This window comes from Actinobacillus pleuropneumoniae, assembly GCF_003290385.1.
GTDB lineage: Bacteria > Pseudomonadota > Gammaproteobacteria > Enterobacterales > Pasteurellaceae > Actinobacillus > Actinobacillus lignieresii.
Genome location: NZ_CP030753.1, coordinates 337678 through 353468, shown reverse-complemented (window position 1 = coordinate 353468; position 15791 = coordinate 337678). Strand labels below are relative to the sequence as shown.

Annotated in this window: 18 protein-coding genes and 1 tRNA gene; 2 read left to right on the top strand and 17 right to left on the bottom strand. The window is 41.4% G+C overall.

Annotated features, from left to right (window positions below):
- Positions 1-42 precede the first annotated feature (42 nt).
- Positions 43-1371 (top strand): 23S rRNA (uracil(1939)-C(5))-methyltransferase RlmD, encoded by a 1329-nt coding sequence (rlmD, locus tag DRF63_RS01640; RefSeq protein ID WP_005596231.1) that lies wholly within the window; start codon positions 43-45, stop codon positions 1369-1371.
- A 225-nt stretch (positions 1372-1596) separates the two neighbouring features.
- Here the strand turns inward: rlmD and DRF63_RS01635 are convergent.
- From DRF63_RS01635 to DRF63_RS01620, 5 genes are all read right to left on the bottom strand, one after another.
- A tRNA-Asn gene (locus DRF63_RS01635) sits at positions 1597-1672 on the bottom strand.
- 92 nt (positions 1673-1764) lie between these two features.
- Entirely contained in the window at positions 1765-2511 is a 747-nt protein-coding gene (moeB, locus tag DRF63_RS01630) for a molybdopterin-synthase adenylyltransferase MoeB (RefSeq protein ID WP_005596230.1), read from the bottom strand.
- A 9-nt stretch (positions 2512-2520) separates the two neighbouring features.
- Positions 2521-3762 (bottom strand): molybdopterin molybdotransferase MoeA, encoded by a 1242-nt coding sequence (moeA, locus tag DRF63_RS01625; protein ID WP_005596228.1) that lies wholly within the window; start codon positions 3760-3762, stop codon positions 2521-2523.
- Positions 3763-3827: 65 nt separating this feature from the next.
- A complete protein-coding gene (locus tag DRF63_RS11340; RefSeq protein WP_005596226.1) occupies positions 3828-3950 on the bottom strand; it encodes a hypothetical protein in 123 nt (40 codons plus the stop codon).
- Positions 3950-4192, bottom strand: coding sequence for a hypothetical protein (locus DRF63_RS01620; protein WP_043991739.1), 243 nt, complete (start codon positions 4190-4192; stop codon positions 3950-3952). The genes DRF63_RS11340 and DRF63_RS01620 overlap by 1 nt, the downstream gene beginning before the upstream one ends.
- Positions 4193-4352: 160 nt before the next feature.
- Here DRF63_RS01620 and DRF63_RS01615 point away from each other — a divergent pair, with 160 nt between their 5' ends.
- Positions 4353-6269, top strand: coding sequence for an ABC transporter ATP-binding protein (locus tag DRF63_RS01615; RefSeq protein WP_005596224.1), 1917 nt, complete (start codon positions 4353-4355; stop codon positions 6267-6269).
- A 196-nt stretch (positions 6270-6465) separates the two neighbouring features.
- On the opposite strand, the gene DRF63_RS01610 is transcribed toward DRF63_RS01615, so the two are convergent.
- From DRF63_RS01610 to DRF63_RS01555, 12 genes are all read right to left on the bottom strand, one after another.
- Positions 6466-7512: a YcjF family protein gene (locus tag DRF63_RS01610; protein WP_043990870.1), complete on the bottom strand. Its 1047-nt coding sequence runs from the start codon at positions 7510-7512 to the stop codon at positions 6466-6468.
- 51 nt (positions 7513-7563) lie between these two features.
- Positions 7564-8526 (bottom strand): tRNA dihydrouridine(16) synthase DusC, encoded by a 963-nt coding sequence (gene dusC, locus DRF63_RS01605; RefSeq protein ID WP_043991737.1) that lies wholly within the window; start codon positions 8524-8526, stop codon positions 7564-7566.
- Between the two features lie 84 nt (positions 8527-8610).
- Positions 8611-9471: a co-chaperone DjlA gene (gene djlA / locus DRF63_RS01600; protein WP_005596219.1), complete on the bottom strand. Its 861-nt coding sequence runs from the start codon at positions 9469-9471 to the stop codon at positions 8611-8613.
- A 79-nt stretch (positions 9472-9550) separates the two neighbouring features.
- A complete protein-coding gene (locus tag DRF63_RS01595) occupies positions 9551-10438 on the bottom strand; it encodes a DMT family transporter (protein WP_005596218.1) in 888 nt (295 codons plus the stop codon).
- 96 nt (positions 10439-10534) lie between these two features.
- Positions 10535-10993, bottom strand: coding sequence for a peptidoglycan-associated lipoprotein Pal (pal, locus tag DRF63_RS01590; protein WP_005596217.1), 459 nt, complete (start codon positions 10991-10993; stop codon positions 10535-10537).
- Positions 10994-11019: 26 nt separating this feature from the next.
- Positions 11020-12300: a Tol-Pal system beta propeller repeat protein TolB gene (gene tolB / locus DRF63_RS01585; RefSeq protein ID WP_005596216.1), complete on the bottom strand. Its 1281-nt coding sequence runs from the start codon at positions 12298-12300 to the stop codon at positions 11020-11022.
- Positions 12301-12317: 17 nt separating this feature from the next.
- A complete protein-coding gene (tolA, locus tag DRF63_RS01580; RefSeq protein WP_043991735.1) occupies positions 12318-13589 on the bottom strand; it encodes a cell envelope integrity protein TolA in 1272 nt (423 codons plus the stop codon).
- Positions 13590-13604: 15 nt separating this feature from the next.
- Positions 13605-14045 (bottom strand): colicin uptake protein TolR, encoded by a 441-nt coding sequence (tolR, locus tag DRF63_RS01575; RefSeq protein ID WP_005596213.1) that lies wholly within the window; start codon positions 14043-14045, stop codon positions 13605-13607.
- A 78-nt stretch (positions 14046-14123) separates the two neighbouring features.
- Positions 14124-14804 carry a protein TolQ gene (tolQ, locus tag DRF63_RS01570; RefSeq protein ID WP_005596212.1) on the bottom strand — a complete coding sequence of 227 codons (681 nt, stop codon included), beginning with the start codon at positions 14802-14804 and terminating at the stop codon, positions 14124-14126.
- A gap of 34 nt (positions 14805-14838) precedes the next feature.
- Positions 14839-15228: a tol-pal system-associated acyl-CoA thioesterase gene (gene ybgC, locus DRF63_RS01565; RefSeq protein WP_011848348.1), complete on the bottom strand. Its 390-nt coding sequence runs from the start codon at positions 15226-15228 to the stop codon at positions 14839-14841.
- Positions 15229-15370: 142 nt separating this feature from the next.
- A complete protein-coding gene (ybgE, locus tag DRF63_RS01560) occupies positions 15371-15673 on the bottom strand; it encodes a cyd operon protein YbgE (protein WP_042655083.1) in 303 nt (100 codons plus the stop codon).
- 11 nt (positions 15674-15684) lie between these two features.
- On the bottom strand, positions 15685-15783 hold the full coding sequence (locus DRF63_RS01555) for a CydX/CbdX family cytochrome bd oxidase small subunit (protein WP_005619000.1): 99 nt from the start codon (positions 15781-15783) through the stop codon (positions 15685-15687).
- Positions 15784-15791 lie beyond the last annotated feature (8 nt).

Genomic DNA, 15791 nt, shown 5'->3' with positions numbered 1-15791 from the left:
ATATATAATAACTGACTTTACGAATTTGATTTTACACTAAAAATGGCACTGTTCTACTCTGAAAAAGCTGCAAAACAGCAAGCAAAAAAATCGGCAAAAGTGACCGCTTGTCCGCCGGTTACCATTCAATCTTTGGATTACCAAGGTTTAGGCGTGGCGAAAATTAACGGTAAAACGTGGTTTATCGAAAATGCCTTACCTAACGAACAAGTTGAAATCCAAGTGTTGGAAGAAAAACGCCAATACGGGCGAGCAAAAGCGGTTAAAATTTTAAAGCAATCCGCCGCACGCCAACAGCCGAGTTGTGCTCTCTACGGCAAATGCGGCGGCTGCCAAATGCAGCATATTCCGCTGGATTTACAGCGTGAAGCCAAACAACAGGCACTTTTTCAACGCTTACAAAAACTGCAATCACAGCCGATTGATTTTCAACCGATGATCATCGGTAACGATAAAGGCTATCGCCGCCGAGCAAAACTCAGTATTGCGTTACAAAATAATCAGTTAGCGATTGGTTTTAGAATGCAAAATTCAAACCAAATCATACCGCTTGAGCAGTGTGGAGTGTTGGTCGAGCCGCTTTCTCAGCTTATCAAACCGCTACAAAGCCTATTTAACACTTGGCAGAACAAAAAGACGCTTGGGCATATTGAACTGGTTCAAGCGGATGATACCATTACGATGTTGATACGTAACGTAGGACAATTCCATCCGCAAGACAGCCGAAACTTGCAACAATTTGCCGAACGGCATTCACTTTCATTGTATGTGATGACCGCTGAAAATGACATTACTCACTTAAGCGGTGAAGCGCCGTATTATCAAATTCACGGCGTTAAACTGGGCTTTTCGATTCGTGATTTCATTCAAGTAAACGGCGACTTAAATGAAAAGATGGTAGATAAAGCGTTGGAATGGCTTGATCTTTCCGCACAAGATCGAGTACTGGATTTATTCTGCGGTATGGGAAACTTCACTTTGCCGATTGCCAAGCAAGCCGGCTTTGTTGTGGGGGTGGAAGGCGTTGAGCCGATGGTTGCACAAGCCAAGCAGAATCGTGATACAAGCGGTCTAAAAAACGTAGCATTTTACCAAACCAACCTAGACGAACCTTTTGCCGATAAACCGTGGGCAAGCGAACCGTTTAACAAAGTGTTATTAGATCCGGCGCGTAACGGCGCATTTTTCTGTTTAGATCATTTAGCCGCATTGAATCCCGGAACGATCGTTTATGTTTCTTGTAATCCCGCTACCTTAGTCCGAGATGCGGAAAAACTGATTCAAGCCGGTTATAAACTGCAAAAAGCGGCAATGATCGATATGTTCCCACATACCGGACATTTGGAATCTCTTTCGTTATTTACTAAATAATGAACACATCATCACAGCATAAACCGAATTAGGTTGATTTATACTTAGGATATTCTGTGATGATAATCTTGAAGAAATAAGAATTGTTTTGACAAGATATAGAAAAAAAGAAACCCCGTAGAAAACCTACGGGGTTTCTTTTTTTCTAATTCTGGAGGTATGAATCACTGTTTTATAAAAGGAGACAAATAAAACAAGAACAAAAGCAAAACTAAAGGAAATTAGTGGCTCCTCCTGCGGGACTCGAACCTGCGACATATGGATTAACAGTCCACCGTTCTACCGACTGAACTAAGGAGGAACAATACGAAAAAATAATATCGCTAAACCGTTTTAGCGTCAAATGCTATAACCTAACTTGTCAATTCTTTGCAATTCTTGAACTTTAACTTTTTATTGACAACAAATTTCACAATCCTGAAGTTTCGGGAGATTCATTTCTCTCACTGAAAAATATAAACCGTCAATCATCAACAGTTTTCCGGAAAGGCTTTTGCCGATATTCAGCAATAATTTAATCGCTTCCAACGCTTGTAAACTGCCGACTACGCCGACAATCGGCGCAATTACACCGGCTTCCACACAGCTTAAAGTGCCGTCACCGAATAATCGGCTTAAACAGTTATAACAAGGCTTATTTTCAGCATAGGTAAATACTGAAATTTGCCCCTCAAAGCGAATCGCCGAACCGGAAACAAGCGGTCGTTTTTGCGCAAAACATTGCAAATTCAGCTGATTTCTAACCGTGACGTTATCGGTGCAATCCACGACTAAATCCACTCGCTCAATCAGCTCGGCAAATTCCGCATCGCTACATTGTTTATTAATCGCTTCAAGCTGAATATGCGGATTAATTTGGCTTAAACGCACCTTTGCCGACTCTACTTTCGGCTGACCGATATTCGCATCCGTATGCAAAATTTGGCGCTGCAAGTTTGACAACGACACTTCATCAAAATCAACCAAGATCAAATGGCCGACACCGGCTGAAGCTAAATATTGCGCCGCACTACACCCCAAACCGCCCAAACCGACAATTAATACTCGGCTGGCTTTTAGTTTTTCTTGCCCGTCAAAATCAACACTTTTTAAAATAATTTGACGGTTATAGCGCAACATTTCCTGATCGCTAAGTTCCATATTCACTCACTATCTCAATAAACTGTTAAACGGCTGAATCGTCACTTTTTCACCGGCATCCACATTGCCTCGTTCCGCTTCCAACACAATAAAACAGTTGCTTTCATAAAATGCGCTAAACAGATGAGAACCTTGCAAGCCGACCGGACGTACCGCGACTTCGCCTTGCTCATTCACATAATAGAAGCCACGCTGGAAATCTTGGCGACCTACCGCTTTTTTCAAATTCGTATCGGCAATAGCGGTTAAATTTTGAGTAAAATTTGCAATACGCTCCGCATTCACACCGGCTAATTTAGCTAATGCCGGTTGCACCAGTTGGTAAAAGGTCACTAACGCGGAAACCGGATTACCCGGTAAACCGAAGAACCACGCGTGTTGCAATTTCCCAAAAGCGAACGGTTTGCCCGGTTTCATCGCAATTTTCCAAAAGCCGATTTCGCCCAGTTTTTCTAACACCTCTTTAGTGAAATCCGCTTCTCCTACCGACACTCCGCCGCTGGTAATTAATACGTCCGCTTGCTGTTGCGCTTGAGTGAATGTTTGTTCAAACACTGCCGGATCATCCGGTAGAATACCAAAATCCAAAATATCACAATTGAGTTTTTCTAACATTAAACGCACAGCAAAACGGTTGGTATCATAAATTTTGCCTTGCTCGAGCGCCTGACCAACCGAAGTCAGTTCATCACCGGTGGAAAGAATGGCGACTTTTAAACGGCTAAATACCGGCACTTGTGCAACGCCTAACGAGGCTAATAACGGCAAAGTAGTTACATTTAATAAGCTGCCTTTCGCCAATACCAATGCGCCTTGTTTTACATCTTCACCGATTCGGCGAATGTTTTGTCCGAGCTTCGGCGTTTTGCAAAATTTCACTGAAATTTGACCGCTTGCAAGTGTTTCCGCTTCCGCTTCTTCTTGCATTACCACCACATCACAATCTGCCGGCACCATCGCACCGGTCATAATGCGAATACATTCGCCGGCTTTTACTTCGCCGATAAACGGATTACCGGCAAACGATTTACCGGCAACGATTAAACGCTCGAATTGCACCAGATCGGCTAAACGAAACGCATAGCCGTCCATTGCCGAATTATCGAAACTCGGCACATTAATCGGAGAAAAAATATCTTCCGCCAAAATACGATTGGCACATTGATTAAGCGGTAAGTTTTCGATTTTAGTCGGGGAAGGTAAGCGTGCCAACATATTGGCTAACGCTTCGGATAAAGGAAGTAATGCCATAACTATTTATAAGTACCTTAAAATGTATAAAACGATAAAGGGCGTAAATACGCCCTTTTAAATATCTAATGTTCTTTCGATTGCTCTCTAAGTTTAGAAATTCGATCCGCTTCTTTTTTCAAATAGTGGCTAAAATAGATAAGAGCGCAACTTGCAATTAATAATAAACCAATAAATTCATAATTCATCACTTATCCTCCTCTATTATTGATAATTCACATATTTTTTCACGGATGATCTTAGCTACGATTAGACACCAATAAGCAATAAAAAGCAAGACTACTGTATTTATGCTTTTGCATATAAATCCCTCCTTTCCAAAAAGTAATACCGGGATAGCTAAAACAGCAACTTTAGCAAAATCCTCCAACATTTTCGCCCAAGCCTCTATCGCTTCTTTTTTGGTTGGAAAACAAAATAAATTCCACATAATTTCTCCTTTTTCATCGTGGCAAATGTAAAAAGAAGATGAATAAAATGCCAGTATTTCAGATCTCTTTTGCAATCAAAATCGCAAAACTCACAAACGGTATAAAATAAGGTAAAATAACCGAATTTTGTAAACTTCTCATCAAAACAGACCGCTTATAATGATTTTTTTCACTGATCTTATCTTAAAACGTGGACAATCCGTCCTTTTAGAAAATACCTCCGCTACCATTCATACCGGGCAAAAAGTTGGGCTGGTCGGCAAAAACGGTTGTGGTAAATCTTCACTTTTCGCTTTAGTGAAAGGTGAATTACAACCGGAAGGCGGCGATGTTTCTCTGCCGAAAAACTGGGCGATTTCTTGGGTAAATCAAGAAACGCCTGCACTGGAAATTTCCGCATTGGATTATGCGATTCAAGGCGATCGCGAATATACCGGTTTGATGAACCAGCTGGAAAAAGCCAATCAAGAAAACAACGGCAACCAAATTGCGATGATTCATACTCAACTGGATACGATAGACGCATGGACGATTCAAGCCCGTGCAGCAACTTTATTAAACGGCTTGGGCTTCTCTAACGAACAACTTTCTTTACCGGTGAAATCGTTCTCGGGTGGTTGGCGTATGCGTTTAAATTTAGCGCAAGCGCTGATCTGCCGTTCTGATTTATTACTCCTCGATGAACCGACTAACCATTTGGATTTAGATGCGGTAATTTGGTTGGAGAAATGGCTGACCAATTATCGTGGCACGCTATTATTAATCTCCCATGACCGAGATTTTCTTGATCCGATTATTGATCGTGTGATTCATATCGAAAATCAGCAGCTGAATGATTACACCGGTAACTACACCTCGTTTGAAATTCAGCGTGCCACCAAAATCTCGCAACAAAATGCCGCTTATGCACAACAACAGCGCAAAGTTGCTCATTTACAGAGCTTTATCGACCGTTTTAAAGCCAAAGCAACCAAAGCGAAACAAGCACAAAGCCGTATCAAAGCGTTGGAAAAAATGGAACTGATTGCACCGGCTTATGCGGATAGCCCGTTTGAATTTGAATTCCGTCCGCCGCTCGCTTTGCCAAGCCCGTTATTAATGATGGAAAAAGCCGGTGCAGGTTATGGTAACAAAACCATTTTGGAATCGGTTAAGTTGAATTTAGTGCCCGGCTCACGTATCGGTTTACTCGGGCGAAACGGTGCGGGTAAATCCACGCTGATTAAATTACTCGCCGGCGAATTAGCTCCGCAAACAGGGCATATTCAATTAGCTAAGGGAGTGCAATTAGGTTATTTCGCTCAACATCAAGTAGATACGTTACGCTTTGATGAAAGCCCGTTATGGCATTTACAAAAAATTGCGCCGGAATTAACGGAACAAGAAGTACGCAATTATTTAGGCGGCTTTGATTTTAAAGGCGATAAAGTGAAACAAAACGTCGGCTCGTTTTCCGGCGGGGAAAAAGCCCGTTTAGTGTTAGCGTTAATCGTATGGCAACGTCCAAATTTACTGTTATTGGACGAACCGACCAACCATTTAGATCTGGAAATGCGTCAGGCACTCACCGATGCGCTCACTTACTATGAAGGCTCGCTAGTAGTGGTTTCGCATGATCGTCATTTATTACGTAGTACGGTGAATGAATTTTATCTAGTGCATGATAAAAAAGTGGAAGAATTCAAAGGCGATCTGGATGATTACCAAAAATGGCTAAACGAACAAAATGCGCTTGAAGCTGCAAAAAATTCGGCCAATTCGACCGCTTGTACGGAAGAAAAAGCGGATAACAGTGCGGCAAATCGTAAGGAGCAGAAGCGTTTAGAGGCAGAGTTACGGCAACAAACCGCACCGTTACGTAAAAAGATCACCCAGCTAGAGAAAGATCTTGAAAAAGCGAGTGAAAAGCTAAATCAACTCGAAGCACTACTGGCGTCAAGCGAGATCTATGAAGCGGAAAATAAAGCGCAACTAACCGAAACGCTCGCGAAGCAAATCGAAGCGAAAAAAGCCGTTGAAGAAATCGAAATGGAATGGCTGGATTGCCAAGAACAGCTTGAGGCATTGCTCAGCTAATTCTGCTTCCTTGGCGTATTTCCGAAATCCTAGCACGATCCGTACTAGGTTAAGCAGAATGCAGCCCTGCTAGGGTTGGCAATTCCAAATAACAAGCGGTAGGATTTGCAACTTTTTTTGCAAATCCCACCGCTTATTTTCTTTTCTGTGTTCTCCGTGTATTCCGTGGTGATTAAAACACTAAGCCACAGAATATCTATACTTTCTCACTCGCCTTTTCTTCAGTTTTCGCAAAAATCGTGTTTTTAACCGAAGTTAATAATTGTTGGCGAATTGCAGAAAGTTTCGGTTTTTCGCCCGCTTGGAAAGCCACCGGACGGCAAAACTCCATCGCTTTAATGCCCAATCTTGCGGTTAATAAGCCAACCCCAATCCCTTGTGCGGCACGCAGTGAAAGTTTAGCGGTTAGATTCTGCGAGAAAAATTCCATACCGACATCGCTCACCACTTCGGTTGCACCGGCAAACACCATATTTGTTAATACCATTTTGAATAATTTCAAACGGCTGAAATAACCTAATTGCATACCGTAGGTTTTGCTAATTTTATTGACCAACGCAATATTTCGCCAAGCGACCATCAACACATCGACCACCGCTAACGGGCTAACCGCTACAATAACGGCATTTTCAGTCGCACTTTTTGAAATCATTTTTTTCACTTGCTTATCAAGCGGTGTGAGCACTGTTTCACTAAATAGATAAAGCACTTCTTTTGCGTTGTAAGCCTCATTTAATTGGCTTTGCCAACGCTGTTGCGAATGTTGTACACTTGGCACATTTTTTAAATTAGCTACAACCTCATTGCAAAAATTTACCGCTTTTTCACCGCTTGTCGTTGAAAGTTCTTCTAAAAGTAATTGTTCGCTTACTTGCTGTTGTTGCTGGTGATGACGTAAAAAAACTAACTTCCGCCATTCACCGATAATCGCAACTACACCGGTTAAACTGATTAAGGCGAACACAATCGCAAACGCAAAATAAATCCATTGACGAGCTTGGAAGGTGTCAATCAACCATTGTACGCTTTGTGCAATCACGGCAACACTAAACAGCCCTAACGCAAACAGTAATACTCTTACCCAAAAACGTGAAGGTTTTAGGCTTTCTTCAACAATTAATTCCGCCTCAACTTCTTGATATTCTTCTTCAATTTGAATATCGTCCGAAGCCTCAAATTCTTGCTTGGCGACAAATTGCTGCTCTGTTGTGATCTCTTGCTCACTAAATATTTGTTTCTTCATCATTTTCTCTTTTCAATTAAGCACGGATAATGCTAATAGTGTTTTCCGTGCTTAAAACTCTTGATTTACCGCTCGTTCAATATGCGTTTTTAGACCGTCATAGCCGTGTTCCGTTTTCAGTATCTGGAACAAATCTTTCGCTTGCGGATATTCTTTATCCAAATAATGTAGCCATTGCTTAATTCTCGCCACATGATAAAAGCCCGAGTCATGCTCATTTTCCATATTCACATATTGAAACAGTAATTGCAGCACTTCATTCCACGCTATTTTTGGCTGATTAAATTTCACCACTCGGCTGAGGTTCGGTGTGTTTAATGCGCCTCGTCCAATCATAAGGCTCGAACAAGCGGTCGTATTTTGACAGTTTTTTGCCGATTCAAAATCCCAAATTTCACCATTGGCGATCACAGGAATCGAAAGGCGTTTTTGAATTTCGCCGATTGCCTGCCAATTAATTCGTTCCGCTCGATAGCCGTCTTGTTTAGTGCGACCGTGTACGGTAATTTCATTTGCACCGCCTTGTGCCACCGCATCGGCAATTTCAAAACTTTGATCCGCAGAATCCCAGCCCAAACGTACTTTCACCGAAACGATCTGATCCTGTGGAACCGCTTCTCGCATTGCTTTGGTTGCACGATAAATTAAATCCGGATCTTTTAACAATGATGCGCCGCCATTACTACCGTTTACCGTTTTAGACGGACAACCGCAATTCAAATCCACTCCCTGTGATCCCAACTCTATCGCCAAGCGGGCATTCTCCGCCAGCCATTGCGGATGTTGCCCCAATAGCTGCACTCTCACAGGCGTTCCCGAATCGGTTAAACCGCCTTGCAACAATTCAGGGGCACGGCGATAAAACGCTTTCTTCGGCAATTTTTGATCCACCACTCGTACAAATTCAGAAATACAGAGATCGTAATCATTTACGGCAGTGAGTAATTTACGGACAAAAGGATCAAGCACACCTTGCATCGGTGCTAAAATCACTTTGGGTATATTATTTATCATTCAATTTTTACTTATTCGATTCAAAAAGTAAGCGGTCGATTTTTGCAAAATTTTTACCAAAAACGACCGCTTGAGATGTTTTTATTATTTCCAACCTTTCGTCTTACAAATCAAATCGTAAGCCGCCTGAATTTGCTGTGCTTTTTCTTTCGCTAATTCCATCATTTCATCCGGTAAACCTTTCGCCGCCAATTTATCCGGGTGATGTTCGTTCATTAACTTACGATATGCACGTTTAACCGTATTTTGATCATCGTTTTCCGTCACGCCTAATACCGTGTAGGCATCTTTAACATTCGGGCCACTTGGGCGGTAGCCGCCGTAATTACCCTGAGATTGATGATATGAACCGCTTTGTTGTTGAGATTGTTGATAAAAACCGCCGGAACGGAATTGTTGCGCCGCCATCACCATTGCGATCATTTGCTCGAATTGGAAACGACTCATTCCCATTGTTTCGGCAATGGTAAATAGAATCTGCTGCTCATTTGAATCTAACTGCCCGTCTTGTAACGCCGCTTGCATTTGTACTTCGACAAAGAAACGCAATAAATCGGCACGCTGACCGCAAGCCTCTCTAAACTCTTGAATAACTTGGCGTAACGGGAAATCCGCTTCTTTACCCAGTGTAAACGCTTGTTGAGCAAGTTGCTGTGCATTCGCATCCAATTTAAGGCGAGCCATAAGCAAACGAGCCAAATGAATATCGTCTTCCGTTACTCTGCCTTTTGCTTTCGCAATATGCCCTAATACCGCAAAGGTCGTTTGGGTAAATAAGGATTGACGAGTCAAATTCTTACCGAAAATTGACGAACGAACCGAACCTAATTCATAAAGTTTCTTATCCGCCAAATGTCCGATAAATACGCCGAGTAAACCGCCGAAAATACCGCCGAATAACTTATACCCGATAAAAAAACCGATAATTTTTCCAATAAATTGCATATGATTCCTTAATTTCCATTTATAAAAAGAATATTCACTACAAGTGATAATATTTTAGCTTAAAAAGCTGAAAAAATAATTAAATCTTTCTCTTTGTTCGCGTGAACATAAACATCAGAAAACCTGAGCTAAAGATAATTAAATAGCCTAAAACGCTCCAACCGTCCGGAAATTGTTCAAATATAGTTGCGCCAAGAAACGCGCTGAATAATACCGAAGCATAACTATAAATGGAAATATCTTTAGCCGCCGCATATTTATATGCCAATGTCACACAAAACTGTCCGACGGTTGCGGTGATTCCGGATAATAGTAAATAATTAAATTGAATTGCAGTTATGGGGACGAAATCTAAAAAAACAAAGGGTAATAATACGATAGTGGAAAATGCGGAGAAGAAAAAAACGATCGTATTTGAGGTTTCAGGTTTAGCTCTTTTACCGAGAAGACGCAAGCAAAGATAAGCCAATGCCGCAAAAACCGCACCGATTATCCCGATGACATAAGGGAAAAACTTTATCTCAAATGCCGGTTTAATAATAAATAGCGCACCGACAAATGCCGACAAACACAATCCCCATTGTACGTAAGAAGCTTTTTCCTTTAGAAAAACGGCTGAAAAGACGATTAAAATAAAAGAAGTGAGCTTGCCGATCATATCTACATCGCTTAATACTAAGTGATCGATAATATAAACGCCGCATAAAATACCAAGCAATCCGGTAATAGAACGCAGTAATAATAACGTTCTGTTTTCCGCTTGGCCTAAAAACGATTGTTTATTTCGCCAAATAATGTAACCGCTAATCAATGCCGTGATTGCGTTACGGAAAATCGCTTTCTCGGCTAACGGCAGTTCTCCGGCTAAACGCATAAAAAGCGCCATCAGAGAAAAGCCTAACGCCGATAATAAAATACAAATAATTCCCTTCATTAACGGAGAAATATGATTCCAAAAATTTATCATTATAATTACAGATAAATGTAAAAATTTAACCGCTTATAAAGAAATAAAGCCCTGAAAAATCAGGGCTTCATTGTCTATTCAGTAACTAAATACAAATTAGTATTCTAATACTGCACGACGGTTTTTAGCGTAGTCAGCTTCAGTGTGACCTAACACAGCCGGTTTTTCTTCACCGTAAGAAACAGTTGAAACTTGGTTAGCACCTTTAGTTGCTAAGTAGTTTTTAACTGCGTCTGCACGACGTTGACCTAATGCGATGTTGTACTCTGGAGTACCACGTTCGTCAGCGTGACCAGCAACAGTTACTTTACCGTTTGCAGATGTTAAGTATGCAGCGTGTGCATCTAAAAGTTGTTGGTACTCACCTTCAACTGCGTAGCTATCGAAACCGAAGTACACAGTGTTGTAACGAGTTTGTAAGTCTTCAGCAGTCATACCGCCGAATTGACCTGCGTTTGCGTTAGCATTTGCGTTAGCATTGTCTGATGAGCTGCTGCAAGCTGCTAATACGAATGCTGGTGCCGCAATCATCAATACTTTAGCTAGTTTTTTCATTTGTTGCTCCTAAAAAGAATTTTATTTTATTTAGTCAAATACGGTGACCAAGCAGGAAACTTAAATTGTCCACCTGCTCCCGGCAAGTTAGCTTTGAAACGGCCATCTGCGGACACCAATTGTAGCACTTTGCTCGTACCTTTGGTAGAGCTATAAATAACCATAATACCATTTGGCGAAATACTTGGACTTTCATCTAAGAACGTTGAACTCAATACTTCCGTGCCACCCGAAGCGAGATCGCGTTTTACTACTTTATCACCGGCAATCATGATTAAATTCTTACCATCAGACGATACTTTAGCGTTATAGCTACCGCTACCGCCCATAGGGCTTGCTCCGCCGCCTGATGAACCCATTCTATATACTTGCGGAGAACCTGCACGATCCGAAGTGAAGTAAATCGTACTTCCGTCCGGAGACCAACTCGGTTCGGTATTATTACCCGCATTTGCAGTTAATTTCGACGGTTTACCGCCATTCGCGCCGACAACATAAATATCCAACTCACCGTCTTGATTCGATGCGAACGCAATACGAGAACCGTCCGGAGAGAACGCCGGCGCACCGTTATGTCCGCGTAACGCCGCTACGACACGACGAGAACCCGAACGTAAATCGTGGACGACAACTTGTGCCTTTTTATTTTCAAATGTTACATAAGCTAAACGACTACCGTCCGGAGACCATTCTGGCGACATCAACGGCTCTTTACTCTTCACAACCGTGAACGCATTATAACCGTCGTAATCGGATACTCTCAATTCGTATGATGATACACCACGTTGCACTACATATGCAATTTTTGTTCTGAATGCACCTCGAATTTGTGTAATTTTCTCAAATACTTGGTCACTTACCGTATGCGCGCCTTGACGAATTTGCGCCGCAGGTACGTTAAATGCGCCTTGAGCCAGTACGGTTGCCGGATTACTTAACGTATCTACTAACTGATAAGCAACATTGTAACCGCCGCCGGTTGGCGTCACTTGCCCTACAACAACCGAATCGACGCCGATATCCGTCCATTGTTGTGAATTTACTTCCGCAGCAGAACCCGGCTGTGCAGGTAATTTAGAACGTTCTACGGGAGTAAACTTGCCGCTATTACGTAAGTCGTCGGCAATAATTTGTCCTACGTCAGCCGGCACACCGCCGTTTGCTTTAAAAGGAACAACCGCAATAGGTTGCGCCATACTTACACCTTCATCAACAGAAATTACTACATCTGATTCAGCCGTTACCGTTTGGCTGAAAAAGAGGGTGATAACGCCGATAATACTCGTAAAACGAGATTTTAATTTCATTTTTAACCTCTTGGTTGTTATAAAACTTTTAAACCGAATTTAATAATCGGAGACTTATATTTGTTATAAGTCTCTTCATTTGGCGCTCTCGGAACATTTCTTGCCGAAGTAATCGCCGTTACTGCAGCACGACAAATGTCGTCAGGACCCGATAATACTTGGTGGTTAGTAATATTACCTGCCGGATCAATAAAGATCTTGACTTGGCATTCACGCCCGCTGAAACTCGGATCTACACGATAGGTTCGCGCTAATTTTTTCTTAATTAACTGAGCATATCCCGTATCGGCGGTACCTCTTCCGTCTCCTATTCCCTTAGCATTACCGCTTCCTTGAGAACCCGCCGTATTTTTATTGCCGCCCTTGCTGGAACCGCCGCCAATATCGCCGTCGCTTAAGAAATCATCAAGCGCTTTGTTATTCTTAGCTTGAGCAGCCTTAGCCGCCGCATCCGCTTTGGCTTTCGCTTCTGCCGCCGCCTTCGCTTTAGCTTCTTTCTCAGCTTTAGCCTTCGCATCTTTCTCAGCTTTTAGTTTCGCTTCTTTTTCAGCTTTTAATTTCGCTTCTTTTTCCGCTTTTTCTTTAGCCTCTTTCTCAGCCTTAGCTTTAGCTTCTTTTTCAGCCTTTTCTTTAGCCTCTTTTTCAGCTTTTAATTTCGCTTCTTTCTCAGCTTGTTTTTGCTCTTCAAGTTTCTTTTGCTGTTCAAGTTTTTTCTGAGCTTCTTTTGCTTTTTTCTCTTCTTCCGCCGCTTTTGCCGCAGCTTCTAAATTCTTAGCTTCCGCTTCAGCTTTTAAACGAGCGGCTTCGGCAGCTTTCTTACGTGTAGCTTCTTCCGCTTGCTCTTTTTTAAGTTGTTCTTGCTTTTCAATCTCTTGCTGACGTTTTTCTTCAGCCTTTTTACGCTGTTCTTCTTTGCGTTGCTCTTCTTGCTTTTTCTGCTCTTCAATCATTGCAATGCGTTGTTGTTCTTTCGCCTGTTCTTCGGCAATTTCTTGAGGTGTAGGTTCGTCCTCTACTACTTCCTCCGGTTTCGGCTCTTCTTTTTCCTCTACCTTCGGTTTAGCATTACCCTTTTTATCGGATTTTAAACGCCCATACTCGGCAGCAACCTGCCCGGTATCAACCATCACCGCTTCAAATTCTTCTCCGGTTCCACCGCTACCGCCGGCAGCTTCTTCCAACGTAGTTTTCGTAAAAAATGAACCGAGTATAAGCAATCCGATCAACAATGCATGTAATAGAATTGAAACTATAACCGCCAGTTCCAGTCTGTCGTTTTTAGATTTCACACATAATCCTTGCTACTATTTGCCCTGGGTCATTAACCCTGCGTTCTTAATACCCGCATCTTTTAAAAGTACGATTCCTTTAATCACTTCTTCATAAGGAATATTTTTTTCCGCAGCGACAAGGAAGAGTGTATTAGGGTCTTTTTGAAATGCCTCTCCGGCATATGCTATAACTTCTTGTTCGCCGAGATCTTCTTGACCGCTACTGCCTTGAACAAAGTTACCGTCAATTTTCAGTTTATATAAACCGACATCGGCGACTTGTAAAATAACGGGAGTTTTATCTTCATTAGATACCGATTGACTATGCTTATCTTCCGGTAGATTAACCTCAACACTTTGGCTGATGACCGGAGCCGTTGCCATAAAGATAAGCAATAGCACAAGCAATACGTCCAAAAAAGGGACAATATTGATTTCAGATTTAATGTCATTACGTTTACGACGGTAAGACATATTTTCCTCTTATATATTAGTGGGATATAAGATCCGAACATATATTCGGATCTACTTATGATTACTCAACAAGCGCTTTTATTTCTTAGAGAATGCTTGACGATGTAAGATCGTCGTAAACTCATCGATAAAGTTTGCGTAATCTTGCTCTAATTTATTTACACGTAAGCTTAAACGGTTATACGCCATAACGGCAGGGATCGCTGCAAATAAACCGATTGCCGTTGCAATAAGCGCTTCCGCAATCCCCGGCGCAACCGATTGTAATGTCGCTTGTTTTACCGCGCTTAATCCCATAAACGAGTGCATAATACCCCATACGGTACCGAATAAACCGATATACGGACTAATCGAGCCTACCGTACCTAAGAACGGAATATAACTTTCTAAATTTTCCACTTCACGATTAAGTGCCAAATTCATTGCTCGGCTAGAGCCTTTCATCGTTGCTTCAGGCGCATCCGGGTTTACTTGTTGTAAACGCATATATTCTTTAAAACCGGCATAGAAAATTTGTTCGGAACCGTTTAAACCGTCACGACGATTTTCTAAGCCTTCATGTAAACGATGTAGATCTTCACCCGACCAGAATTTATTTTCAAATGCCAAAGCGTTTTTCTTCGCTTCCGTTAATACTCTGCTGCGTTGAATAATCACAGCCCAAGATAAAATTGAAAAGCTGATTAAAATTAAGATAACAATTTTAACCACGATACTTGCCTGCATAAATAACGAGACAAGATTAAATTCAGTTTCCATTTAGTAAAACTCCAAGTAAATAATTTGCTAAAAATTAGACCGCTTGTAGAACTTGCCTGATCTCGGCAGGAATGGCTACAGGCTTCATTTTGGTTAAATCAACACTGGCAACAGTAACGATAGCCGAGCTTAAACAAATATCGCCTTTCCATAATTGTTGCCGAAAAACAATTGTTGCTTTTTTTAACTCAAGCACAGTCGTTTCAACATTCAGTAAATCATCAAGTCGAGCCGGCACTTTATAATCGACTTCTAACTTTTTAACCACAAAGGCAAATGACTTACTTAATAATTCTTGTTGAGAAAAACCGGCTTGACGTAAAAATTCGGTACGTGCGCGTTCGAAGAAACAAACGTAATTTGCATGGTAAACAACACCACCTGCATCCGTATCTTCGTAATACACTCTAATTGGGAAATTCATGATGCTTCCAAAAAAATTCGCCAAAATGAAAAACGCCCAAAAATTAGGCGTAAATTGCAGACTATTTTAGAGAGAGAAAAATCGTTGTGCAATAGGAAAATGAAAATATTTTTTGAAAAGAAAATAATAGAATAATATGGGCTTATTGCCCATATAATCGTAAAGAAATTAAATATACTAACGAACTAAAAACAAGTAAGTAGCCTACTAGAGGAAGGAAAACCGTTTTCCAAAACGAATGTCTGATTTCAAAGCCAATGCCATGAATCCACAGGATTGTCATACCATAAAAAGTGATAATAGCTCGATATACCGCATGGCCGCCAAAATGTTGTGCAAATAGATTTGAATTCATCATAATCATTACAAACATAACACAAGCCAATATGAAAGAAAGGGCTTTTAACCAGCCCTTTCTTGTTATGTCATAGAGCGAATGAATCATTCACTATAACCTTATTCGTCAAATTTGCCTGTTTTCTCAATGCTAACAGTAATTACCGTGGCAAAAAGAATCGCAAGTAAAACGCCTAATACCCAAGTTACATAAAACATCTGTTTAT